Genomic DNA, 24,750 nt, shown 5'->3' on the forward strand with positions numbered 1-24,750 from the left:
GCTTCCCAGTGCGCCGAATAGCGCGTCAAGTTCGGCCTGCACACTGGCGCACATGCCGGACATCATCAGCGCGGCCATGCGCGGCAAGGTCAGTGTGCGATTGCGGGTAAAGGCAGTGGGAGAACGACGCACGCGATCGGCGAGCGCCGGATCGAGCAGGAAATCGGAGAACTCAGCCAGAAGCCGCGAGGACGCTGGTATTTGAGTTCATATCGTTGATTTATCAGTGAGTTATGCGATGAAGTTTACAGGGGCAATGCCTCGTTTACAAGCTCTTTGAGGCTTAAGTTGAGAGCATTGCCCCGCACAGGGGCAACGCCAATAGACCACTAAGATCACAAGGAAAAGCCACCACCACAAGCAACCCAACCAACCGCCGAAAAGGCAAAAAAAACCTCAAACCCGATACCCAACCCGAACCCCACCCCAATGCCGCCCACCCACAAAAACCGGCGCGGAAGCATCCTTCATCAAAACAAACTCCCCGCCCCCCATATCGCGCCGATAAGTCTGCAACAGAAACTTCTTGGTATGCGACCCAGCAGCAAGACCAGTGCGGTCATTGAACATGCGCCGGTTCCGGCAGTTCGCCATATTCCAGACCACATCGTCGCGCTGTGGCTGTGAAAACTTCAGGTTGTGAGTCGGCAGATAACCGCGCACGTCGATAGCGGCACAAAACGCCACGCGTGGGTCCAGTTCGAGCAAGGGCTCCTGAATCGCCGGCAAAACCCGGTCGGTAAACGCGGTAAACCGCGTCATGAACTGAGCTGGATTACTTCCCGCAATGGGCACGTAATGCTGATCGAACAGATCCTCGATCGATATCTCGCCGCGCGCGACAGCCGCTTCGAACAGCTTGCTCACCTTCGCCGCAGCCTGCTGCACCGCTTCGATGAAACGCGTATCCGCGGTCTCGACGCCCGTTGCGGCGGTCAGTTCGATCAACGTCTCCGACACGCCGAGCAGGTTGCCCAGCCGGTCCTTCGCCTGCACGAAGTTCTCGCTCGAATCCTCGACGCCGCTCGCCATTTCGAGCACCTGCGCCTCGAGTCCGTCGCATTGCGTTTCGATCTCGCCGGTCAACGCGGCAATCTGTCCGGCTTCGTTGTTGAGATGCGCGATGGCGTCGCCCGTCGCGTGCACGACCTCGCCGATCTTGCGCGTGCCTTCGCGCACCCGGTGCGCCCGCGCGGTGTTCACCGAACCTTCGCTGATCAACTGCTCGGTCTGCTGCGTGAGTTGCGCCAGAGTCGTCTCGATCTGACCGGTTGCCTGCGCGGTTTTCGCCGACAGGTTCTTCACCTCGGCGGCCACCACCGCGAAACTCTTGCCGGACTCGCCCGCGCGCGCGGCTTCGATCGCGGCGTTCAGCGCCAGCAGATGAGTTTGGCGCGCGATCAGCGAAATCTCCTCGGAGACGCGGCTCACATGCGCGAGCGCGCTGCGCAGCGCGCCGATCTGGCTTTCGATCACCGTCACGCCTTCAACCAGCCCGTGGATGTCGGCCAGCGACGCCTCCAGCGTCTGCTGCGACTCCTGCACGCCGGTGGCGGCTTCGGTGGATACGTTGCGCATTTCGCGCGCGGCCGCGGCGATGCGATGGTTGCCCGCGAGCGTCTGCGCAGCGGACTCGCGCAGCGCGCGGCACACCTGCGCCTGGTGCTGCACGCGCGCGGCCACTTCCTCGACGTGCCCCGATACGTCGCAGATTTCAATGCCCAGTTTGCCGGCTTGCGCGGCAATATCGCCGACGACCGATTGCGAACGGGCGGCCCGGCGAAAGCTGAAGCGCGTCATGTACGTCTCCTTGATGGCGCGGTTGGCGCAGTCGATTGGCGTGCGCACCCAGCGCGGATACAGCGCCTTCTCAGTGCGTTTACGGCCCGCTTTCGGGAGACTTGATACGGGCTATCCCGCAGTCGCTATCATGTGCGGGTCGAGCGGAACCACCCGCAACGCATTCTTTCCCTTCCTTTCTTCGCAGGCGAGCATGATCGAGTCCTTCGCGCGCGTGTCGGGCTGGCAACAGCTCTATCATCTCTGGCAGTTGATCGTGATGCTCTGCCAGTTTCTCTGGGCGCTGCTGCGCCTGCTCGGGGGCGGTTGAGCGGGCCGGCTAACGCAGGCGAGGGACGTGCGAGATCTCGCGCGGTCATGCGCGCGAACAAACGATTTAAGCGGACTCGGCAACAAAGCGTGGGATCAGGCGGACGTGCGCGGCCGATCAGCTATCAGCGGCCGACAGCATCGCAACTAGCCGGCGCGCAACATTCAAGGCGCAAAACGATAATCGCGTGGCCGCACACGCCGCGTGCGCTTGCGGAAGCTGAACGTGAACCCCGGCCACACCGCGGTGACCTTGCCGGTTTTCGTCTGATACCAGCTATGGCAGCCGCTGGTCCACACGGAGTGCTGCATCTCCCGTTGCAGGCGCGCATTGAAATCGCGCTGCACGTCAGGGCGCAAATTCATCGTGCGGGCTTTGCGCCGGCGCAGCACGCGCAGGCAATCGGCGATGTATTGCACTTGCGACTCGATCATGTAGATCATCGAGTTATGGCCGAGCCCCGTATTCGGGCCGACGATCATGAAGAAGTTCGGGAAGTTTGCGATGCTGGTGCCGAGGTAAGCCTCGGGACCGTCGCGCAGCCACATCGCGCCGAGGTCGGCGCCCTCGATGCCGATGACGTCGAACGGTGCGCCCACGTCGTTGACCTGAAAGCCGGTGCCGCAAATGATCGCATCGGCGCGATGATGCGTGCCGTCATGGGTGACGATGCCGTCCGCGACGATTTCGCGGATGCCGGTCGTCACCACATCGACATTCGGCTGAATAACGGCGCGATAGTAATCGCTCGACAGCAGCACGCGCTTGCAGCCGAGCCGGTAGTTCGGCGTCAGCCTGGCGCGCAGCGCGGGGTCCTTCACGCGTCGTTCCAGATAGCTCAGGCCGAATTTCATCGGCAGCTTCATCAACTTTGGATTGACCACGAAGGCGACCGCGCGCGATTCGAGTTGCCAGTAGATCGCGCCGCGCACGAAGCGCTGCGTGAACGGCAGATGCCGGAACAGCCACTGCGCGAGCGGACCGATCGGCTTGTTGGGCTTCGGCATGACCCACGGCGCGGTGCGTTGGAACAATTCGAGCCGTGCGACGCGCGGCTGAATTTGCGGCACGAACTGAATCGCGCTCGCGCCGGTGCCGATCACCGCGACGCGTTTGCCTTCGAGCGGATACGCGTGCTCCCAGCGCGCCGAATGAAACAGCTTGCCTTCGAAGCGTTCGAGTCCGGCGATGTGCGGCAGGGCGGGGCGCGACAGCGGGCCGCTCGCGGCGATCACCACATCGGCCTCGATGCTTTCGAGCGCGCCGTTCGCGTCGATCTCGACTTGCCAGGTCCGACGCACTTCATCGAAGCGCGCCGCGGCAACCCGCGCATTGCAGCGCACGTAATGCGCGACGCCGTACTTGCGCACGCAGTGCTTCAGGTACGCGAGAATTTCCGCCTGGTCGCCGAACGCATGCGACCACGCCGGATTCGGCTCGAACGAAAACGAATACAGATGCGACGGCACATCGCAGGCCGCGCCGGGATAGGTGTTGTCGCGCCAGGTGCCGCCGATGTCGCTCGCGGCCTCGTAGATCGTGAACGACGTGATGCCCATCTTCAGCAAACGGATCGCCATGCCGATGCCCGCAAAGCCGCTTCCGACAATGGCAATGCGCGGCGAAGCCGGCGAGGCGGATGAAACAGGTGTCAAGGCGGGTCTCCGGCGAGGCGAAATTCAGGCGTCTACGTCTGTCTACTTCAACATACGGCGCAGGGTAGACAACTGTACACTTCGCGTCAAGATCGTTTAGAGTACGGCGTATTAACGCGCGCCGTGCCCTTTGATTGAACGCTCATGAAATCCGCGCCTGAAGCGATGTCCGAGAACCATGAACTGCCTGCTGGCAAGCGCAAGCTGATCGACGCGGCCTTGCGTCTGACCGCCGGCGGCCGCAGCTTCGCGAGTCTGGGCTTGCGCGAACTGGCGCGTGAGGCCGGGCTCAATCCCAACACGTTCTATCGCCATTTCGACACGCTCGACGAGCTGGCGCGCGAGGCGGTCGAATCCGTGAGTCGCCGCTTGCGGCCCATGCTGCGGCGCGAACGCTGGCTCGCCGCGCACGACGACGCTCATAGCGTGCCGCGCCGCGCATGCGCGGCGTTCTTTGCGTTCGCGCTGGAAAACCGCGAGGCCTTCGTGAGCGCGCTGGCGGAGTACCACGGCACGTCGCCGGTATTACGCGAAGCGGTGCGCGCGAACCTTCACGACGTGTCGGCGGAAATGGCGGACGACGTCGTGCAACTGGAATGGATGCCGACGCTCGCGCGCGAGACTGTCGACGAAGTCTGCACGCAGATCGTGCTGCAACTGTTTCACCTGTCGGCGGAATACCTCGACGCGAATGCGGCGCGCCAGCAAGCGCTGATCGCGTATGCGGAGCGTTTCATTGTCAGGCTGTTCGCGGGCTCGGTGCTGCTCGCGCAGCAGGAGCCGGGCAGGGCGGCGGCGCCGATGCGCGGATAAAAACCTCACGCAAAAAAACAGGCTCCGCGAAGGAGCCTGTTTTTCATGAACGCCTCGTCGGCGCGACGGCCGCATGGCCGATGCTCAGGTGTTGTTGTCGTTCCACCCGCCGGAATCGTCGTTGCTGCCCAGATCGACGCCGCCGCCGCTGTTATCGTTCCAGTCGTTCGACCCCTGGCCGAAATCGAGGCCGCCGCCATTGCCGCCATTGCCGCCGTCGTTGCCGCGCCGGCGCGCTTCGTCGTCGACGACCACCTCGCGTTCCACCACGCGCTCACGTCCGGAGTTCAGCGCTTCGCCAAGCAGCACGCCGGTCAGCAGACCGCCCATGCCGCCGCCGAAACCGCCGCCGCCTTGCTGCACGACGACCGGCGGCTGTTGCTGATACGGTCCTTGCTGCGGATAAGGCGCTTGCGGGGGATTGCCGAAGCGTTCGGCTTCCTGCGCATACGGCGACTGCTGCGCGGCCGGGGCCGATGCCGATGCGGCATACGGATCGGGCCGGCCGTCGGCACGCGCGCGCATGCTGCCGATGCGCTGCTCGAGTTCGTCGAGCTGATACGGCGGCACCGGATTCTTGCTGTTCGACAGCGTTTCGACCAGGCCGCGCAGTTGATCCTCGGTCGCTTCGACTTCCTTCTCGAGCGCCTCGTGACCTTGCACCGTGGAAAGCTTCACGTCGAGCTTGAGCGAGCGCACGGTGTTGAGCATTTCCGTGGCGCGCTTGAGTTGCACGCGACGATCGTCGTCGGCGCGCGTGTCGTCCTGTTTGCGGGCGCGCCGCAGCGTCCAGCGCAGCACCAGCGCGATTGCGCCGATCAGCAGGGCGATGCCGATCCACATGCCGATGCCCGGACCATGCTGTTGCGGCGCTTGCGGGATCATCGCCGGCTGCTGCACGACCGGCGCATTCTGCTGCACGAACGGGTTCGCCGCGCGGCTGGTGGTGTTGCCGCCGGCACGCTCGGCATTCTTGCGAATGCGCGCTTCGGTTTGCGCGAAACGGCTCGGGTCGGTAAAGCGGATTTGCGGATCGAGCGTTTTTGCCTGCTGAACCTGCGCGAGCGCGTCGGCATGACGGCCTTCGCGATCGAGCACCTGGCTGTAGAGATAATGCGCGCGGGCATTGTTCGGATGCGCCTGCAGCACTTCGCTCAAGCCGGCATCGGCTTGCTGCCAGTTGCCTTGCGCCATGGCGGATTCGATCTGCTGAACCGTCGGCACGGCAAACGCCGCGGCCGACACGAACAGCAATGAGGCGAACGCGGTTGCGAGAAATTTTTTCATTGACGGACCGGGCGCGATGCGCCCGTCTCCTTGACGACTACCTCGACACGGTAGTGCCGACGCAATTACTGGGCCGGCGTGTTCAACTGCTTCTTCAACGCTTCGAGGCGGTCCTCGACGGACGGACCGCGGTTCAGATCGGCGAGCTTGTCGTCGAGCGCCTTGCCGCTTTTCACGTCGGCCGAATTCAGGCGAGCGTCGGAACGCGCGTTCGACAACGCGACTTTGTCTTCCAGCTTCTGAAAATCCTCGGAAAGATTCTTGCCGCCGATGCCGCCCAGCGCGGTAGCCGCCACGTCCTTGGCCTGAGCGATCTGCTGCTTGGCCTGGAGAATGTTCGAGCGCGCGTTCAGATCGTTACGGCGGGTGCGCATGTCGTCGATCTGGCTCTTCAACTGCTCGACCGACGGCTCCAGCGTGGCCAGTTCCTTCGCCAGCGCATCGCGTTCGGCTTCGGCCGTGGCTTGCGCGCCGAGCGCTTCGCGAGCGAGCGCTTCGTCGCCGGATTGCAGCGCGCGCTTCGCGCCGTCTTCGTACTTCTTCGCCTTGTCGCCGGCAACGTCGCGCTTGCTTTGCTGCGTGGCCACTTGCGCCTGAATCTCGATCAACGAGTTCTCGGCTTTGGCGATGCTCTCGTCGAGCTCGCGCACGATCTGGCGCGAGTCGCGCGACGGGTCTTGCACGGAATCGGCCGCGTCGTTCAGAAGACCTTTGAGCGTGCGCGAAATGCTGTCAAAAAGCGACATGAAAACCTCCAAAGAATGATGTCAGCGCCGAATAATTCCGCGCGCTCAACGGCTTGCCTCTGCTACTTTACGCCGCCGCGCGTGAAGCTGCGCAGCGTTCCGACCGGAGGTCGGGGCGCGCTTGCCGATTGCAATAGCGACGCCGTAAATTGTTCGATCGAGCGATCGAACGTGTGAACCGGGGCAGCGCTAAAACGCGCGGCCGGTCATCCAGCCGCTCGCGGATATTACACCACGGGGTCTCTTAAAACGGACTTAAAGGGTGCGATGAGAGAGGGCGCGCAAACCTTGCGCGCGAAGTGTGTCGGTAACGTGTCGTCGAGGTGTCGCGAAGGTTTCGCCTGGGCATCACGTGTGGCGTCAAGGCATCCATAGCGAGTCCTCATGCGTGGGGCGGGATGTTCGCGCAACAGGCGTTGCCGATTGCATCGCGCCTATGCGTCACGCGAAGCGTCCACCTTCCGTACTCGGGTCGCTCAGTGGATCGTCCTCGTTCTGAGCGCCGTCGATGCGTGGACGCTTGAGCACGCTGCGGGCCTGCGCTTGCGGGTCGGTCTGCGGCGCTTGCGGTGTTGCGGAGCGTTTCGCGGACGCCGCTTTTGCCGCGGCGACACGCGCCACCGCTTCGGCGGTTGCCGCGGCTTCCTCGTCGACGCCGGCGGCGAGCGCGGCGGACACGTCCGCCGGCAGCAACGGTGTGGGCTCCGCCGCCGACGGGCTGTCCGCCAACGGATCGCGAGTCGACGCGGCACCTGTTTGCTTTGCCGCCGTGTTTTCCGCCGAGGCGCCCGCTTCGCTGTCGCCATGCGTTTGCAAGGCCGCCGGCAGCGCCGCGCGCGCTTGCCGCGTGCCGTGCGCGACGCGCTGCAACGCGGCGTCGAGCGCGTCCGGCGCGCGTGGCGCATTGAGCCGGTCGACGATGCTGGCCGCTTTCACCTGTTCGCTGGTCGCGCCGAAGCTCAGTACCGCGCGCCGCATCAGTTCGCTCACGCTGATGCCGAGTTCGGCGGCGGTGGCGCTGATCGCGCGTTTCTGTGCGGTAGTGACGAATACGACGATGCGTTCGCTGGGCTTGTTCATGGTCGGCTCGCATACTTGTTGGCATGGTCGGCACAGACGTGCATTCGGCATAAGCCGTTCGCATGCGCCGGGTCCATCATATGACGAGTTGCACCGACGCGTAACGGGCGCGACATGAAAATCCCATGACATCAACGGCTTGTAGCGTTTCGGGCGGGCTTGTCCACAGGCCTTTCAACATTTTCTGTTGATAACTTCGACACGGCACGCAAGGCATTTGTATGAATGCCGTAATCTACAGACGCCTCGTCACGCGACGGGAATTCTTACAAAAAATCTGGCTTCGACTCCGCTTGCTTTCTTTAAAATGCGCTGTTACGTTGCGCCGGACACTGTCCCAGGCGTGCCGTGTGGCCGACCGGGGGTATCAGGCCGCGCGGCGGTTCGCGCCGGGTTCGGGCCTCGATGCGCCTCTGTGCTCATTGATGCGCCTTTAGCCACGTCGCTCGATCACGATCCATGCATGCGCCAGGAGCGCGTGCAGTCAGGCGCGCAGTCATGCGTCCACTATTCCAGTCATGCCAATCATCAAACGACCGCATTCCTCCCACTCTCCGGCTGGTGAAGACCGGGATACCTACCACCGCACTCCAGGACGCAACGCCGCCTCGCGCGACGCCGAGGCGGGCCGCCGTTCCGTCGGCGCGACGATCGCGATCTGGTTCGCGAGTCTGATCGCGACCGTCGCCGTGGTGGGCGCGTTGATCGTCGGCTATGCGCTGGTGGTGATGGGCCCGCAACTGCCGTCGCTCGACGTGTTGACCGACTATCGTCCGAAAGTGCCGCTGCGCGTCTACACCGCGGACCACGTGCTGATCGGCGAATTCGGCGAGGAACGGCGCAGCCTCGTACGCTTCCAGGACATTCCCGACCAGATGAAGAAGGCGGTGCTCGCGATCGAGGACTATCGCTTCTACGAGCACGGCGGCGTCGACTTCCTCGGCATTCTGCGCGCCGGTTTCGCAGACCTCGCGCATGGCGGCGCCTCGCAAGGCGCGAGCACGATCACCATGCAGGTGGCGCGCAACTTCTTCCTGTCGAGCGAGAAGACCTACACGCGCAAGATCTACGAAATGCTGCTCGCCTACAAGATCGAGCGTGCGCTCACGAAGGATCAGATTCTCGAGCTGTACATGAACCAGATTTATCTGGGCGAGCGCGCCTACGGTTTCGCCGCGGCCGCGCGCGTGTACTTCGGCAAGGATCTGAAAGACATCACACTCGCCGAGGCGGCGATGCTGGCCGGCTTGCCGAAGGCGCCGTCCGCGTACAACCCGGTGGTCAATCCGAAGCGCGCGAAGATCCGTCAGGAATACATTCTGCGGCGCATGCTCGAACTGCGGTACATCAGCCGGGAGCAGTACGACCAGGCCGTGAAGGAAGAGCTTCGCACCCGCAACCCCGGCAACGAATACAGCGTGCACGCCGAGTACATCGCCGAAATGGTCCGGCAGATGATGTACGCGCAGTACAAGGACGAGACCTACACGCGCGGCCTGAACGTCACCACCACGATCGATTCCGCCGATCAGGACGCCGCTTACCGCGCGGTGCGCAAGGGCGTGATGGATTACGAGCGGCGCCACGGCTATCGCGGACCCGAAGGCTTCGTGCAACTGCCCGCGCCCGGCGACGACCGCGACCAGACGATCGACGACGCGCTCACCGATCACCCCGACAACGGCGAGCTCATCGCCGCTGTGGTGACGGACGCGGGTCCGAAGCAGGTGAAGGCGCAACTGGTGGACGGCACTCAGGTGACGATCAGCGGCGACGGCCTGCGCTTCGCAGCCGGCGCGCTGAGCGCGCGCGCGGCGGCGGCCACGAAGATCAAGCCGGGCTCGATCGTGCGCGTGCTTGCCGACGACAAAGGCAACTGGCAGATCACGCAGCTTCCGCAAGTGGAAGGCGCGCTGGTCTCGCTCACGCCGCAGGACGGCGCGATTCGCGCGCTGGTGGGCGGCTTCGACTTCAACAAGAACAAGTTCAATCACGTCACGCAGGCGTGGCGTCAGCCGGGTTCGAGCTTCAAGCCGTTCATCTATTCGGCGGCGCTCGACAAGGGGCTGGGACCGGCCACGATCATCAACGACGCGCCGTTGTACTTCCCGTCGAGCACGCCGGGCGGCGACGCGTGGGAGCCGAAGGACGACGATCAGCCGGACGGCCCGATGCCCTTGCGCCTCGCGTTGCAGAAGTCGAAGAACCTCGTGTCGATCCGCATCCTGTCGTTCATCGGCACGAAGTACGCGCAAGACTTCGTCACGCAGCGTTTCGGTTTCGACGCCGACAAGACGCCGCCGTATTTGCCGATGGCGCTCGGCGCGGGCCTCGTCACGCCGTTGCAGTCGGCGGGCGCGTACTCGGTGTTCGCGAACGGCGGCTACCGGATCAATCCGTATCTGATCAACGAGGTGACCGATGCGCGCGGCGAGCCGCTGTCGAAAGCGCAGCCGCTGACCGCCGGCCGCGACGCGCCGCGCACGCTCGAACCGCGCAACGCGTACATCATGAACAGCCTGCTGCATTCGGTGGCCACCGCAGGCACCGGCGCGGGCACCAACGCGCTGCATCGTTCGGACTTGCAGGGCAAGACGGGCACGACCAACGACGCGAAGGACGGCTGGTTCGCCGGGTATCAGCAATCGCTGGTGGCGGTGGCGTGGATGGGTTATGACCAGCCGAAGACGCTCGGCAGCCGCGAATTCGGCGCGCAACTCGCGTTGCCGATCTGGGTCGAGTACATGCAGCGCGCGCTGCGCGGCGTGCCGCAAGCCGAGCCGCCGCAGCCGCCGGGCGTGACCACCGTCGACGGTGAACTGTTCTATGCGGATATGACGCCGGGCAACGGCTTCGTCGCCAGCATCGGCCTCGATTCGGCGAATCCGACCGCCGGCGTGAGCGATGCGCTGGGCGGCGTGGGACCGGCCGGCATGACGCCGCCGGCGGTGCCGCCGCCGAGCGTCTCGTCGAACGAGAAGAAGCAGATCATGGATCTGTTCGAGACGAACAAACCTTGAGGTCGTGGCGGGCGTGCGCGGGCCGGGTGGTCCCGCACGGCCCCGCATGGCCCCGCACGTGGCCTGGTCGGAAAACGGGTGAGCGTTTGCGAAAACGCCGCCCTTCGCCAACGCTTTTCCCACGCCTCGATGATGGCGCGGCGAGCGGCTTTTGTGCCCGCACTGCGTGGTGTGTTTTAATCACGCCTGCGGTGCTTCCATTGGGTCCCATCGGGACGCCCGATTCCTGGCCCGATTCCTGGGCCGATTCCTGCCCGGTTTCGGCCGCCAACACCGCTGCGTCTCGCCGCGAACGAGACGTCCATCTTCAGAACGCGCCGCGCGAGACCCGGTTTTGACGCGCGGCGCATGCCGCTCCGTCCGTTAGCACAAGCAGGTTGCTGCGGCCGGCTTGTTTGCCATCCAGCATCCACCGGGTCTCCGCCTAGTGAAAAGTCGAATCCTCATCGGTCTGATGACAGGTCTGCTGCGCGCCTTTGCCTTTCTGCCCTACGGCGTCGTCGCGCGGATCGGCACCGGTATCGGCGCGTTGCTGTACCGGATTCCGAGCACACGCCGGCGCGTCGTGCATACCAATCTGAAATTATGTTTTCCCGACATGAGCGACGAGGCGCGCGAACGTCTTGCGCGCGCGCACTTTTGCCATGTGATCCGCAGCTATGTCGAGCGCGGGCCGCAATGGTTCGGCAATGCGCGCGCGCTCGCGCGTCTTGTCGAAGTGGAAAGCGCGATCGATCTCTCCGATATGCAGGCGCACCCGACGATCTTCGTCGGCTTCCATTTCGTCGGCATCGAAGCGGGTTGCATGATGTATTCGACGCGGCATCCGGTCGCGTCGCTGTACACGCCGATGTCGAACCTGCTGCTCGACGCCATGGCGAAGCGCCAGCGCGCCCGCTTCGGCACGGAGATGATTCCGCGCAGCGATAGCGTGCGGCGGGCGTTGCGCGTGTTGCGCGAGGGCAAGCCGGTGATGCTGGCGGCCGACATGGATTTCGGTTTGCGCGACTCCGTGTTCGTGCCGTTTTTCGGCGTGCCGGCTTGCACGCTGACGTCCGTCTCGCGGATGGCGCGCGCGAGCAATGCGCGCGTGGTGCCGTTCGTGACGGAGGTGTTGCCGGACTATCGCGGCTACAAGCTGACGATTTTCGATGCGCTAAGCGATTTTCCGTCGGAGGACGTCGCACTCGACGCACGGCGGATCACCGAATTTCTCGAGACGCAGGTCCGGCGGATTCCTGCCCAATATTATTGGGTGCATAAGCGATTCAAGAATCGGCCGGCGGGGGAGGCGGGAGTTTATTGAGCGTTGCGGGTGGCTGTGCCGGCATTCGATGCCGCCGCGGCAGTCCCCGTTCCGCCCTCGACCGGCGGATTTCCCATCGCCTGAAACAACGCCGCCGTATCCGTCAAACGCGCGCTCGTATAGCGGATCTCATCGAGTTGCGCGTTACGAAACTGCTGCTCGCTCGAACGTGTCGACGCGACCGGCACCGCGCCCAGCCGATAGCGCCCCGACGTCTCCTCGAACACGCCCTGGGCCGAACGCGCGGCGCTATTGGCCGCCTCCAGCGCCTGCGCGTCGTGCTCGAGCGCGGCGAGCGTATCGGCGACGTTCTGGAACGCGGCCAGCACGGTCTGCTTGTATTGCGAGACCGTCGCGTCATAGGTATCCATCGCGGCGCGGCGCTGCGCAAACAACGCGCCGCCGTGGAACAGCGGCTGCGACAGCGACGCGCCGATGCTCCATATCGCTCCCGCGCCGGACAGCGCCACCGGCCAGCTAAACCCGCCTTGTCCCATCGACGCGCTCAGCGAAATGCTCGGGAACATCTGCGCCGTCGCCACGCCGACCTCGGCAGCCGCGGCCTTCAAGGCGGCGTCGGCGGCCTGGATGTCGGGCCGCGTGCGCAACAACTCGGACGGCACCACCACCGGCACCTGTTCGGGCACGCTCAGTTGCGCGAGATCGAGATCGTCCGGCGCGGCATCCGGCGTGCGGCCGAGCAGCACCGCCAACGCATGGCGCGTGGTCAGCCATTGCTGCTTGAGACCCGGCAAGCTCGCGGACAAACTCGCCGCGCTCTGTTGCGCGCTCAACTGGTCCGCATGGGACACGGCGCCCAGCACGTAGCGGCGCTGCGTATCGCGTGCCTGATCGTTGGCGAGCGTGACGAGCCGTTCGGTCGTGTCGATCTGCGCGCGCAGCGCGGCGCTGGTGATCGCGGCGCTGACGATGTTGGCGGCGAGCGCCCGGCGCGCCGCATCGAACTGGTACGCCTGCACGTTCACGCGAGCGGCGAGCGCGGTGTCGGCGAGTCGCGCCGCGCCGAACAGATCGAGCGTGTAGTGCGCCTGCAATTGCCCGACGAAGATGTTGTACAGAAACGTGTTCGAGCCGATCTCGGGGATCGCCAGCGCGCGATTGCGGGTCACCTGGCCGCCCGCGTCGATGGTCGGCAGCATCGAACTGCCGATCTGCGCGCGCAGTTGCTCGCGCGCGGCGGCGAGGCTCTTGTCGGTGGCGGCGAGCGTGGGGCTGTTGCGCAAGCCCTCGTCGACCAGCGCGTTCAGCGCATCCGAGCGATACAGCTTCCACCATTCGGGCACCGGCTTCGCGCCGACCACGAACTGTTGCGTGACGCCTTGCGCGGACGCCGTTTGCGTCGGCTGCGCCTGCGCGCCGTAATGCGCCGGTTGCGGCATCGCGGGCGGCTCGCCGCTCGGTCCGAACGAGCAGGCGGCGAGCGCGCATGCGGCGCCCGCGAGCGCGGCGATGCGCGGGTATCGGGAGATTGCGGAAGTAGCCATGATCAATTCCCCGTATGCGCCGAACCGGACGCGGACGGCGCCTGCGGCTCGCGTTCGTCGCCGCGCACTCGGAACCAGGCGGCGTACAGCGCGGGCAGATAGAACAGCGTAAGGACGGTCGCGCTGGTGATGCCGCCCATCAGCGCGGTGGCCATCGGACCGAAGAAGTTCGAGCGCAACAGCGGAATCAGCGCGAGCACGGCGGCGGCCGCGGTCAGCGTGATCGGCCGGAAACGCCGTACCGTCGCCCCGACGATCGCATCGAAGCGCTTGTGCCCCGCGGCGATGTCCTGCTCGATCTGATCGACCAGGATCACCGAGTTGCGCATGATGATGCCGAACATGGCGATCACGCCGAGCGTCGCGACGAAACCGAACGGCTGGCCGAACAGCAGCAGCGTCAACACGACGCCGATCAGACCGAGCGGCGCGGTCAGCACCACCATCAGCACGCGCGAGAAACTCTGCAACTGGATCATCAGCAACGTGAGCACGGCGATGATCATGATCGGCATCTGCGCGTTGATCGACGTCTGGCCCTTGGCGCTTTCCTCCACCGAGCCGCCCACCTCGATCCGGTAGCCGACCGGCAGCGTCGCGCGAATCGGGCCGAGCGCCTTGTTGACGGCGTTCGTGACGTCGATGCCTTGCGCGCCAGGTCCGACGTCGGACTGCACGGTGATCGTCGGTTGACGGTCGCGCTCCCAGATCACGCCGTATTCGAGATCGTTGCGCAGATGGCCGAGCGTGCCGAGCGGCACGGGGCCGTTCGGCGTCGGCATCGCCAGCGTGACGAGTTGCGCGGGATCGACGCGTTCGGCTTTCGGTGCGCGCAGATCGACGCTGATCAGCTTGTCGCGTTCACGGTACTGCGTGACCGTGTAGCCGGAGAGCGTCATCGCGAGGAAGCTGGAGATGTCCTCCGAGCTCACGCCGAGTTCGCGCGCTTTCTTCTGATCGACCTCGAAGCGCACCGAGCGCTCGGCGGGTTCGTCCCAGTCGAACTGCACGCCGCGCGTGCCGGGATTGGCGCGCAGCGTCGCGGCGACGCGCTCGGCGATCGAGCGCACCGTGGCGATGTCGTCGCCGCTCACGCGGAACTGCACCGGATAGCCGACCGGCGGCCCGTTCTCGAGCCGCGACAGGCGCGTGCGGATCGCGGGGAATTTGTCGCGCAATTCGGGTTCGAGCCACTGCGCGAGCTTCTCGCGATCCTTCACCGACTTCGCGGTGATCACGAACTGCGCGAAGTTCGGCTGCTGCAATTGCTGGTCGAGCGGCAGATAGAAACGCGGCGCGCCGCTGCCGACGAAGTTCACCGTATGGTCGATTTCCGGCCGGCCCGCGAGCGTTTTTTCGAGCCGCTCGGCCTGGCGCAGCGTCGCATCGAACGACGCGCCTTCGGGCAAGCGCACGTCCACCAGCAACTCGGAACGGTCCGAACTCGGGAAGAACTGCTGCGGCACGAGCGTGAAGCCCGCCATCGCGACGATGAACAGCACGACCGTGATCGTCAGCACGATGAAGCGCCGCTCGATGCACCAGCCGACCCAGCCGCGCAGCCGCGTATAAAAGCGCGTGTCGTAGATGTCGTGCTCGTGATCGTCCGCTTCGTGTTCGTGGCGCTTGCGCTCGGGCAGCAGGTGATAGCCGAGCAGCGGAATCAGCACGACCGCCGCGAGCCACGATGCGATCAGCGCGATCGCCGACACCTCGAAAATCGAGCGCGTATATTCGCCGGTGCTCGACTTGGCCAATGCGATCGGCAGAAAGCCGGCCACCGTGACAAGCGTGCCGGTGAGCATCGGAAACGCCGTACTGGTGTACGCGTAAGCCGCCGCGCGCGTGCGGTTCCAGCCTTGTTCGAGCTTCACCGCCATCATTTCGACCGCGATGATCGCGTCGTCGACGAGCAGGCCCAGCGCCAGCACCAGCGTGCCGAGCGAGACCTTGTGCAGGCCGATGTCGAACAGGTACATGCACAGCGCGGTGACGGCGAGCACCACCGGTATCGAGATCACGACCACCATGCCGGTGCGCACACCCAATGAAATGAGGCTCACCACCAGCACGATCGCGATCGCCTCGGCCACCGCTTCGAGAAAGTCGTCGACGGAGCGCGCGACCGCCTCCGGCATGCTCGACACTTCGGCCAGTTGCAAGCCGGCAGGCAGGTGCTGGCGCAGCCGGACCGTTTCCTGATCGAGCGCCTTGCCGAGGCGAATCACGTCGCCGCCCGGCTGCATCGTCACGCCGATGCCGAGCACCGCCTTGCCGCCGGAACGCATTTGCGTGGCGACGGGATCGTCGTAGCCGCGCTTGATCGTGGCGATGTCGCCGAGACGGAATGAGCGGTTGTTGATGCGGATCAGCGTGTCGGCGAGCGCGGCGACGTCCTTGAACTGGCCGGTGGGGCGCACGAACACGCGGTCGTCGGCGGTGGTCAGCGTGCCGGCTTGCGAGACGCTGTTCTGCGCGTTGATCGCCTGGCCCAGTTGCTGCGGCGAAATGCCGAGACGCGTGAGTTGCGTGTTGGCGATTTCGATGTAGATGTGCTGATCCGGGTCGCCGAAGTAATCGACCTTGGCGACACCCGGCACGCGCAGCAGCACGGTGCGCAACTGGTCCGCGTAATCGTGCAGTTGCGCGGCGGAAAAGCCGTCGCCCTCGAGCGTGTAGATGTTGGTGTAGACGTCGCCGAATTCGTCGTTGAAAAACGGCCCTTGAATGCCTTGCGGCAAGGTCGCCGCGATATCGCCCACCTTCTTGCGCACCTGATACCAGGTTTCGGGCACGTCCTTGACCGGCGCCGAGTCTTTCATCGAAAAGAACATCAGCGATTCGCCGGGGCGCGAGTAGCTGCGCACGAAATCGATCGCGGGCGTTTCCTGCAATTTGCGGCCGATGCGGTCGGTCACCTGCTCCTGCACCTGGCGCGCGGTGGCGCCCGGCCAGAAGGTGCGGATCACCATCACGCGGAACGTGAAGGGCGGGTCTTCGGATTGCGCGAGCCGGGTGTAGGCGAGGATGCCGAACGCGGTGGAGAGCGCGATCAGGAAGACCACCAGCGCCTGGTGGCGCAGCGCCCATGCGGACAGATTGAAGCGTCCTTCTTCTTGCGTGGTGCTCATGAAGCGAAGTCCTCGGGATGCAGCGGCGCGATCGGCCGGACTTTCTCGCCGGCGCTCACCGTATGCACGCCTTGCAGCACGACGCGTTCGCCTTCCTTGAGCCCGCCGCCGATCACGATGGTGCGCTCGTTGTAGCGCGTGACGGTGACGCGGCGCAGTTCCAATGCGTTGTCCGCGGCTCGCACGACCCATACTGCGGGTTCGGCGCCGTCGTGGAACAGCGCGGTAGCCGGCACGACGAAGGAACTGCCTTGATTCGCCGCGCTGTTCGCCGGCGAGGTGGAGATCGCGATATCGGCGGTCATGCCGAGGCGCACGTCGGCGCCGGGGTGCTCGAGCGTGAGCCTCGCGCGATAAGTGCGGCTTTGCGGATCGGCGGCGGGCGACAGTTCGCGCACCCGCGCGGTGAAGCTGCGTCCCGGCAACGCGGCCAGCGTGACCTTGGCCGTTTGCCCGACCGCCAGCGCGGCCAGCGCGCTTTCCGGCACGTCGCACACCACGTCGACGTCGCCGCTCCACGCGAGGTTGTAGACGGCCTGGCCCGCGGACACGTTCTGGCCGGTGTCGGCCTGTTCGGCGGTGATGACGCCGGCGTGATCGGCGACGAGCGTGGTGTACTGCAGCTGGTCTTTCGACAACGCCGCCTGCTGCGCCGCCTGGTCGCGCTGCGCGGCGGCGGACGCGTAGGCATTGGTGGTTTGTTCGAGCTGCGCGGGCGCGATCAGGTTTTCTTTCGCCTGCGCCTGGTCGCGCTCGAGCTGCTGCTTCGCGTACGTGAAAGCGTGCTGCGCGGCGGTGAGCTGCGCCTGTGCGCTGGCCGCGCTCTTTTGCGCGTCCGCTGGATCGAGCCGGGCGACGATCTGGCCGGTCTTGACCACGTCGCCGAGGCGCACGCGCCGCTCGATGATCTTCCCGCCGACGCGAAACGACAGCGGCGTCGAATAGCGCGCCTGCACTTCGCCGGGCAACGACGCCGCCGGCGCGGCCTTGCCGTCGGCATGCACGGCCACGGCGACCACCGGGCGCGGCACGGGCGCGGCCGCTTCTTTTTTCGAGCACGCGGCCAGCGTGACCAGGCCGGTGAGCGCAAGCGCGAAGGTTGCGCGGCGCAAACGCGCGGAACGGGCAAGCCGCTGTGACTGCTGGCGCATCGCTGACGATGCGGGAGGACCGGGACGCTTCACAATTACCCCAACTGGTGACGGCGAACGAACACGGCAAGCCGCAGGGGGCCCGCCAGCGGGGACACGCAGGTCGTTTTATGCAGACAGCATGCGCATCGGACTTCGAATGGTGAATCGCATTCTAATACACACCTGTATTTGAATGCGAGGATGAATTTAAATTCTTTTCGGTGCTAGACTTGCGCTCATGAAACGGCAACGACTCACACGGGAACAGAGCAAGGACCAGACGCGTCAGCGTCTGCTCGACGCTGCGCAGGCGATTTTCATGAAGAAAGGCTTCGTCGCGGCAAGCGTCGAGGACATTGCGGCGGCAGCGGGCTATACGCGCGGTGCGTTCTATTCGAACTTCCGCAGCAAGAGCGAATTGTTTCTCGAACTACTGCGGCGCGATCACGAGACGATGCAGGCCGGCTTGCAGGCGATCTTCGAAAACTCGGCCTCGCGCGAGGAAATGGAAGCGCGCGTGCTGCGCTACTACAGCAATCTGCATCGCGAGAACAAGTGCTTCCTGCTGTGGGTGGAGGCCAAGCTGCTGGCCGTGCGCGACGGCCGCTTCCGGCTGCGCTTCAACGCGTTCATGCACGAGAAGCTCGAACAACTGGGCGCGTACATCCGCGAGTTTTCGGCACGCGTGGGTACGCCGCTCCTGCTGCCCGCGGAGGGGTTGGCGGTGGGCTTGATGGGCTTATGCGACGGCGTGCAGTTCTTCTACACGGTCGATCCGCAAAACGTGTCGGCGGAGATGGCCGAGACGGTGCTGGCGCAATTTTTCGCGCGCGTGGTGTTCGGGCGCGACGCGTGATCCGCGCGGCCCGCGTGGTGGGATGAGCGACGAATCCGGGCGGATCAGGCGGATCAGTTGGTCGGCAATTGCGCGCAAGCGTCCGCGACCGGCGTGGCGCAAATGAACGAATACTCACCGCTGTAGCGCAGCACTTCCTTGCTCGCGTGCAGGACGACCCGGATGTCCGGGCAGCGCTCATAGGCGATGAAGGCCGAACAGGCCGCGGCGGACCAGCAGACCAGCGAAAACGCGATTTTTTCGAAAAGCTGAAAACGATGTGGCATAGCGGTTAGTTTCCTTTCGGGCGCTATGTTACCAGCATATAAGGGTTTATACCTAGTTCAAAGTTCGCGACGAGCCTCGCAGCGCGGCTGCAAGCGCGTCGGAAATCTGACCGGATTGTCATGTACGGGTCAGGGTTGGGACAGGCTCGATCGATACAATCGATTCGTTGGGCAAACCCGCGCGCGCCTTGCCGCACGGGTCGATAGAGGCGGCAGCGTCGCGCCGGCCCGGCGTTACCGAGGCAGGAGTCGTCCCATGAATCAACTGCAATCGATGCGCGTGTTCGTCAAGGTCGCCGACCTGGGCAGTTTCGTCCGCGCGGCCGGCGCGCTGGAGCTTTCCACCGCCGTCGTCACCCGTCATGTCGCCGATCTGGAAGCGCGTCTCGCCACGCGCCTGATCAATCGCACCACGCGGCGGCTCGCGCTGACCGAGTCCGGCGCGGCTTATCTGGAGCGCGTGCGTTCCATTCTCGACGACCTCGACGGCGTCGAGCAGATGGTGGTGGCGCGCAATCACGAACCGGTCGGCACCTTGCGTATCGTCGCGCCGGTGGTGTTCGGGCTGCATAGTCTCGCGCCGGTGGTCCAGTCCTACGCGGCGCGCTATCCCGACGTGGTGCCGGACGTCACGCTCGCGGATCGTCACGTCGATCTGGTCGAAGAGGGTTTCGACGTCGGCATTCTGGTCGCGCGGCCTATGCGCAGCGCGAGCATCGTCACGCGGCGGCTGACCACGGGCCACATGACGGTCTGCGCGACGCCCGCCTATCTGGCGCGGCACGGCACGCCCACGCGCCCGGAGCATCTGCTGGAACATCCCTGTTTGAGCCGGCCGCAGGAGCAGGTCGGCGACGAGCGCGTGTTCAGCGGGCCGGAGGGCGAAATCCGCGTGCGGCCCACCAACGCGATCGCCGCGAACAATACGGAGATGCTGCGGCAGTTCGCGCTGCTGGGCATGGGCGTGGCGATTCTGCCGAGCTATCTGATCGGCCGGGATCTGGCGTCCGGGCGGCTCGTGCCGCTGCTGGGCGAGTATCGTCTGCCGCCGGTCGAAATCGCGATTGCGTATCCGAGCCGCTTTCACTTGCCGGCGAAGGTGCGGACCTTCATCGATCACCTCGTCGAGCATTTCCAGCAGGACGGGCAGCACCCGCGCGGTTCGCGGATGCTGGCGCCGCGGCGTGCGGTTGCGGGTTCGCCGGATTACGCCGACGGCCTGCCGGCTTCTGCGTTGCGGGGAGAAGAAGCGCGGCCGCGGCCGTTGCTCAAGGCTTCGCGCGCGCGAGGCGTGGCGGCGCCGTCGACGGTTTGATGGGGTGGCGGGGGGATGGCGGGGCGTTGGTGCGGGAGTCGGCGGGGCTCGTCGGCGCGTTAGCCGTGCGGTCCGCCGGGCGTCGTTCATCAGTGCGCGTTTAGCTGTGCCAGTCAGTCGGGTAGCCGCTCGTCAGAGCGCTTACGGCCGTGCCGGTCCGCCGGGCGCCAACGCGCGTTTAGCCGTGCCGGTCAGTCCGGTGCTGCTAGTCACCGCGCTTGCAGCCATACAAGCCCCTCCAAGCGCCGTGCCGTCAGCGCCCGCAGCCGCTCCCGCCGAACGTCGCTTATCCGGCGAGCCCTGGTCCGTAGTTGCTGCCGAGGAGCCGCGTAACCGACGCAATGTCGACGTAATCCTGTTCCGGCATGCCGTCGAGCATCGACAGCACCTCGTTGCTCGCGCCGGCTTCGCGCGCGGCGTCGACGAGCGCATCCTTATTGGTCGGAAACTGGACTTCGCTCAGAAGATCGGCGATCTGAAGATCGATTGATTCGCCGGGAATAGCCGATGCGGTCATGCAAGCGCTCCTGGTTGTTGTTGCCGTGCTGCTGGACGGGAATGATGCCGCCGCTAAGCAATGGACAAGTCCGGCCGCCGCTTCTTCAGACGCCACCGCGATTCGCCGAGCGATCTTGATCACGCCATCGGACTCCATTGTCGCGCGAACCGGCGCTCGTCGGCGCGCACCGGTTCAGGGCCGAACGAAAACGCCGAACGAAAACGCCGACTGAACGCGCGAACCGAACACGGCCAACCAAACCAGCCCTATCAAGTCTGCAAACGCTCGTTTCGTCCGATGAAGCCGCGCCCGAGGTGCCGTGACCTGGGCAAGGCGATGTGTTTCCATCGGTCCGGACGATTGTCGTCCGTGGCGGCGACATCCGGCGCCGGCGGCGCGACAGGTGCCGCATTGGCGCGTTCGGCAAGGATTCCGGCGTTGCTGGTGTCCGTCGCGGTATGCACCGGCGCGGCGAAACACGAGGCCGACAGCGTCACCATGATCAACAGCGTCGAGGTTTTCATCACCCGACCTCCTAAGCTCATGCGGCGCTAACGAGTCAGCAAGCGCTGTGCCGTCCCCGCGTCGAAAGGAGGGCGCCAGCCGCACGCGGCGCCGCGATTCGCGGCCACGCGCACTTACCATCTTAGTTGGTCAAATTCCGCAACGCGCCCCGAACGCCAATAAAAACGCCGTCGCGTAGCGCGGATGATGGCAGGAAGGGACCGGGCTGTCGCGGACGGTCGTTCCGCGTTCAGTTTCCCTCACGCAATACCTCGAACCGCGTCCACGGCCACGACGGCCGGTCGCGCATATAGCCGTTCAGCCAGTTCCATTGCGGATGCCGTTTCATGAACGCCTGGGCGTCGAACGGCCGCCCGCAGGGATGCCCCCAGCGCGCGCTGAACGCCATCTCGCGCGCCATTTCGCTGTCGGCGACTTTGCCGTCGTTGGCGCCCCACGGATTGAACGGCCCGTGATCGCTGCCGCCGAAGCGCGCGTCGTCCAGTTCCAGATGCCCGCAGATAGTGCGCGAGCAGGGGTTGTCGTTGCGGTCGAGATAGACGTCGTGATGGTCGGCGATCATTTGCTTGGCGAGCTCGACGTCGATCTTGCCGCGATGCATGTCCTCGAGTTGCATGAAGCGCAGCCGCCGCGCGCCGTTCTTGCGCACGTCGGTATAGTCCTCGCCTTCGCCGAGACATTCCTGATTGCGGATCTTCAGATCGGTGGCGGTGTTATAGCCGCTGTAGAAGCCGTCCTTCGTGCTCTCGAAACCGGAATAGTGCAGCCCGAGTTCGTAACGCGCGATCTCGCCGGTCTTGACGTCGCCGAGCAACCAGCTATTCGCGTAGCCGCCGTTGTTGGCGACCGCGAACATCTCGCACCATTCGCCGATGCTGTTCGCGTACTGCGATGCGCGCCGCGAGCGATAGAACTCCGGGGCGCCCGCCGCGTTGTAGCCGACGAAGTTGGAGATGGTGGTTTCGGTCACCATCAGCCCGGCGGCGGTAATCCAGAAATCGGTGAGGCTGGAGATGCAGCCGGGCAAGCCCTGCATCAGAATGCGGTTGCCTCGATCCGGCACGATGTCGAACACCACATTGAACGCGTCGCCCGCGGCGTAGCGGTCCCATGAGTTGTGCGCCATCACGATGCGGCCGTCGCGGGTGGCCTTGCCGGTCGCGATGAACGCGCTGCAGTGGTGGCCGCGCCGTCCGCGCCACGGCTTGAGGCCAAGGCGCGGCTCCCGCTGCGCCGCGTGCGTCGGCCACCAGCTTTGCAGCAGATCCATGTAGCCGTTCCACGCCAACACTTCGGCGAACGGCAACTGCGCGCCGTCGGCGATGCCCTGGATTTCGTCGCTGAATTCGGTGTCGAGCTGGTTGGCGAACTGCGAGGTCGCCGCGTCGACGAAGGTGTCGAAGTCTTCGCCGGTGTCCCACTTCGCGAGATAACGGGCGGTGTGGATCGCGTTGCGGATTTCGGCGGCGAGCAACTGGCCGTGCTGCTCGCCGCGGTCGTAGGGCTCGCCTTCGATATGCAGGAAAATCCAGCCCGCCTGGTCGCGGCGCACGGCATCGAGGGACGGTTCGCTCATCTTCGCTCCGATCGAAGGCCGGGCGTCTCGATGCGCCCGTCGTGGCGTCACGCGCGCGGCTCGCATTTCGGCGCGGCGTCTTTCTTATTGTAGGGAATCCGCCGGGCTTTGCACGGCAGGCGCCCGCCTAGCGAGCCGGATTCATGCGGAAATAAGCGTCGAGCAGCGAGGTCTTGTAGACCACGCCCGCGAGCGTCGGATGCGCGGCGCTTTCGATCACCGGCAGCCGTTCGCCCTGGAACGCGAGGAAGTGCTGCAACGCGACGCCGAGCGGCATGTCGGGCGTGAGCACGTCGAAATGCGGTTGCAGATAATCCGCGGCGGTCTTGGTGGAGGTATCGCGCTTGTCGAGCAGATCCGAGGTGATGTCCTTCAACGCGACCACGCCGAGAAACGCCCCCGACTCATTGGCGACGTACAGATACTTCACCGGATATTCGAGGAACACGCGCGTCATGTCGTGCACGGTCGCGTTCGGCGGCACGACGGTTTCGGCCGGGCGGATCAGTTCGCGCATCTGCGTGGCGCGCAGGCGGATGCGTTCCTGTTCCTGCTGATTGCGGCGCAGCGTGATTTCGTACATCGAGGTCTTGCCGATCGCGCGCGACACGAAATACGCGACCACGCATGACAGCATCAGCGGCAACACCACCTGATAGCTGAGCGTCATCTCGAAGATCATCAGGATCGCCATCAGCGGCGCCTGGGTCGCGCCCGCCAGAAACGCGCCCATGCCGACCATCGCGTAGGCGAACGGCGCCGACGTGCCGTGCGGCGACAGCGCGTGCATGCCCTGGCCGAACAGCGAGCCGACCACCGCGCCGACGAAGAGCGTCGGCGTGAAGACCCCGCCGATTGCGCCCGAGCCGGCGGTGGCCGCCGTCGCGATCAGCTTGAACAGCAGCACGACGACGAGTGCGCCCCACGTCCACGACGAATGCAGGATCGAGTTGACCACGCTGTAGCCGTTGCCCCAGACCTCGGGCGTCCACACCGACAGAATGCCGACCACCAGGCCGCCGAGCGCGAGCCGCGCGGGCAGCGGCAAGGGCAGCTTGCGAAAGCCCGTCTTCGACGCGTCGAGCAGCCGCAGAAACTGCGGCGCGGCCGCGCCGCACAGCACGCCGAGCGCGACGAACAGCATCACCTCGACGCCCGTCACCGGCGGAAACACCGGCATCTCGTACGGCGGCTTGTAGCCGGCGAATTCGCGCATCGTGATGTTGGCGACCACGGCGGCGACCACCACGGGCCCGAAGCTTTCCATCGCGATCGAGCCGAGCACGATCTCGGTGACGAAAAACGCGCCGGCGATCGGCGCGTTATACGCGGACGTGATCCCCGCCGCCGCGCCGCAGGCCACCAGCAGACGCAGCCGCGCCGGATCGAAATGCACCCAGCGTCCGATCAGCGATGCGGCAAGCGCCGCCAGTTGCACCATCGGTCCTTCGCGGCCGATCGAGCCGCCGCTCGAAATCGTGAACAGCGACGACACGCTGCGCCACAGGCTCAGCTTCACCGGCACCACGCCGTCGCCGATCGCGACCGCTTCCATGTAGTCGATGTGATTGCATTTGTCCGCGTGACGCTGCGCGATCAGCAGAAAGAAACCGGCGATCAGACCGCCCGCGGCGGGCAGCCAGATCCGCACCGTCCACGGCAGGCTGCGCGCCATTTCGACGAAACTGCCGGACTTGCCGGCCACCGCGAATTGCAGCAGCGCGATGCCCTCGCGAAAAGCGATCGTCGCGAAGGCGCCGGCGACGCCGACCACCACCGACCAGACCAGCATCGTATGGGCTTCCGAGAGACGGAAGAGATTTTGGGCGCGGGTGCGCAGCTTCAGCAGGAACGAAAGCACGTCGGCGGGACTGGGCGTGAGAGGGAGTGGAAAAACGCGCACGGCAACAGCAGCGCGCCCGCTCTC

The 24,750-nt window shown here is 65.3% G+C and carries 20 protein-coding genes; 7 read left to right on the forward strand and 13 right to left on the reverse strand.

All coding sequences use genetic code 11. From position 1 onward, the window contains the following. Positions 1–396: 396 nt before the first annotated feature. Positions 397–1,800 carry a methyl-accepting chemotaxis protein gene (locus BUE39_RS23045; protein ID WP_073431096.1) on the reverse strand — a complete coding sequence of 468 codons (1,404 nt, stop codon included), beginning with the start codon at positions 1,798–1,800 and terminating at the stop codon, positions 397–399. Between BUE39_RS23045 and BUE39_RS34385 the strand changes: the two genes are divergently transcribed. Beyond that, positions 1,799–2,110 (forward strand): hypothetical protein, encoded by a 312-nt coding sequence (locus BUE39_RS34385; RefSeq protein ID WP_143031969.1) that lies wholly within the window; start codon positions 1,799–1,801, stop codon positions 2,108–2,110. The two genes, BUE39_RS23045 and BUE39_RS34385, sit on opposite strands and share 2 nt — an antisense overlap. A 164-nt stretch (positions 2,111–2,274) precedes the next feature. Here the strand turns inward: BUE39_RS34385 and BUE39_RS23050 are convergent, their stop codons facing one another. Further along, positions 2,275–3,765: a flavin-containing monooxygenase gene (locus BUE39_RS23050; RefSeq protein WP_073431031.1), complete on the reverse strand. Its 1,491-nt coding sequence runs from the start codon at positions 3,763–3,765 to the stop codon at positions 2,275–2,277. A gap of 144 nt (positions 3,766–3,909) precedes the next feature. On the opposite strand from BUE39_RS23050, the gene BUE39_RS23055 reads away from it, so the two are divergent. Then, entirely contained in the window at positions 3,910–4,578 is a 669-nt protein-coding gene (locus BUE39_RS23055; protein ID WP_073431032.1) for a TetR family transcriptional regulator, read from the forward strand. A gap of 84 nt (positions 4,579–4,662) precedes the next feature. On the opposite strand, the gene BUE39_RS23060 is transcribed toward BUE39_RS23055, so the two are convergent. The 3 genes from BUE39_RS23060 to BUE39_RS23070 form a co-directional block, all read right to left on the reverse strand. Continuing rightward, positions 4,663–5,865, reverse strand: a complete 1,203-nt coding sequence (locus tag BUE39_RS23060; RefSeq protein WP_073431033.1) for a tetratricopeptide repeat protein — start codon at positions 5,863–5,865, stop codon at positions 4,663–4,665. A 65-nt stretch (positions 5,866–5,930) separates the two neighbouring features. Further along, positions 5,931–6,611, reverse strand: a complete 681-nt coding sequence (locus BUE39_RS23065; protein WP_073431034.1) for a PspA/IM30 family protein — start codon at positions 6,609–6,611, stop codon at positions 5,931–5,933. A 441-nt stretch (positions 6,612–7,052) separates the two neighbouring features. Then, positions 7,053–7,691, reverse strand: a complete 639-nt coding sequence (locus BUE39_RS23070) for a hypothetical protein (protein ID WP_073431035.1) — start codon at positions 7,689–7,691, stop codon at positions 7,053–7,055. Between the two features lie 518 nt (positions 7,692–8,209). On the opposite strand from BUE39_RS23070, the gene BUE39_RS23075 reads away from it, so the two are divergent. Both BUE39_RS23075 and BUE39_RS23080 read left to right on the forward strand, forming a co-directional pair. Next, complete coding sequence (locus BUE39_RS23075) at positions 8,210–10,711, forward strand: penicillin-binding protein 1A (RefSeq protein WP_073431036.1); 2,502 nt, start codon at positions 8,210–8,212, stop codon at positions 10,709–10,711. A 427-nt stretch (positions 10,712–11,138) separates the two neighbouring features. Next, positions 11,139–12,017, forward strand: coding sequence for a lipid A biosynthesis lauroyl acyltransferase (locus BUE39_RS23080; protein ID WP_073431037.1), 879 nt, complete (start codon positions 11,139–11,141; stop codon positions 12,015–12,017). On the opposite strand, the gene BUE39_RS23085 is transcribed toward BUE39_RS23080, so the two are convergent. From BUE39_RS23085 to BUE39_RS23095, 3 genes are read right to left on the reverse strand one after another with little or no spacing between them, the layout of a single operon-like run. After that, on the reverse strand, positions 12,011–13,522 hold the full coding sequence (locus tag BUE39_RS23085; protein ID WP_073431038.1) for an efflux transporter outer membrane subunit: 1,512 nt from the start codon (positions 13,520–13,522) through the stop codon (positions 12,011–12,013). The two genes, BUE39_RS23080 and BUE39_RS23085, sit on opposite strands and share 7 nt — an antisense overlap. Positions 13,523–13,524: 2 nt before the next feature. Next, on the reverse strand, positions 13,525–16,653 hold the full coding sequence (locus BUE39_RS23090) for an efflux RND transporter permease subunit (protein WP_073431039.1): 3,129 nt from the start codon (positions 16,651–16,653) through the stop codon (positions 13,525–13,527). After that, a complete protein-coding gene (locus BUE39_RS23095; RefSeq protein WP_073431040.1) occupies positions 16,650–17,804 on the reverse strand; it encodes an efflux RND transporter periplasmic adaptor subunit in 1,155 nt (384 codons plus the stop codon). Before BUE39_RS23095 ends, BUE39_RS23090 begins: the two co-directional genes overlap by 4 nt. 220 nt (positions 17,805–18,024) lie before the next feature. Between BUE39_RS23095 and BUE39_RS23100 the strand changes: the two genes are divergently transcribed. Beyond that, a complete protein-coding gene (locus BUE39_RS23100) occupies positions 18,025–18,642 on the forward strand; it encodes a TetR/AcrR family transcriptional regulator (RefSeq protein ID WP_073431041.1) in 618 nt (205 codons plus the stop codon). 53 nt (positions 18,643–18,695) lie between these two features. Here BUE39_RS23100 and BUE39_RS23105 read toward each other — a convergent pair whose 3' ends face one another. Beyond that, positions 18,696–18,908 carry a hypothetical protein gene (locus BUE39_RS23105; protein WP_073431042.1) on the reverse strand — a complete coding sequence of 71 codons (213 nt, stop codon included), beginning with the start codon at positions 18,906–18,908 and terminating at the stop codon, positions 18,696–18,698. A gap of 256 nt (positions 18,909–19,164) precedes the next feature. Here BUE39_RS23105 and BUE39_RS23110 point away from each other — a divergent pair, with 256 nt between their 5' ends. After that, positions 19,165–20,223 carry a LysR family transcriptional regulator gene (locus tag BUE39_RS23110; protein WP_073431043.1) on the forward strand — a complete coding sequence of 353 codons (1,059 nt, stop codon included), beginning with the start codon at positions 19,165–19,167 and terminating at the stop codon, positions 20,221–20,223. Positions 20,224–20,509: 286 nt separating this feature from the next. On the opposite strand, the gene BUE39_RS23115 is transcribed toward BUE39_RS23110, so the two are convergent. Next, a complete protein-coding gene (locus tag BUE39_RS23115; RefSeq protein WP_073431044.1) occupies positions 20,510–20,740 on the reverse strand; it encodes a DUF2795 domain-containing protein in 231 nt (76 codons plus the stop codon). Between BUE39_RS23115 and BUE39_RS35600 the strand changes: the two genes are divergently transcribed. Beyond that, the gene (locus BUE39_RS35600) at positions 20,739–20,954 is read left to right on the forward strand and encodes a hypothetical protein (RefSeq protein ID WP_090518819.1); all 216 of its coding nucleotides are present in this window, start codon (positions 20,739–20,741) and stop codon (positions 20,952–20,954) included. The genes BUE39_RS23115 and BUE39_RS35600 overlap by 2 nt on opposite strands. Before the next feature lie 37 nt (positions 20,955–20,991). On the opposite strand, the gene BUE39_RS35605 is transcribed toward BUE39_RS35600, so the two are convergent. The 3 genes from BUE39_RS35605 to BUE39_RS23130 form a co-directional block, all read right to left on the reverse strand. Further along, positions 20,992–21,246, reverse strand: coding sequence for a hypothetical protein (locus BUE39_RS35605; RefSeq protein WP_073431045.1), 255 nt, complete (start codon positions 21,244–21,246; stop codon positions 20,992–20,994). 230 nt (positions 21,247–21,476) lie between these two features. Beyond that, positions 21,477–22,823 (reverse strand): C45 family autoproteolytic acyltransferase/hydolase, encoded by a 1,347-nt coding sequence (locus BUE39_RS23125; protein WP_073431046.1) that lies wholly within the window; start codon positions 22,821–22,823, stop codon positions 21,477–21,479. Between the two features lie 127 nt (positions 22,824–22,950). Next, positions 22,951–24,684, reverse strand: coding sequence for a ClcB-like voltage-gated chloride channel protein (locus BUE39_RS23130; RefSeq protein WP_073431097.1), 1,734 nt, complete (start codon positions 24,682–24,684; stop codon positions 22,951–22,953). Between the last annotated feature and the right edge of the window lie 66 nt (positions 24,685–24,750).

Source organism: Paraburkholderia terricola (genome assembly GCF_900142195.1).
Classification (GTDB): Bacteria; Pseudomonadota; Gammaproteobacteria; order Burkholderiales; family Burkholderiaceae; genus Paraburkholderia; species Paraburkholderia terricola.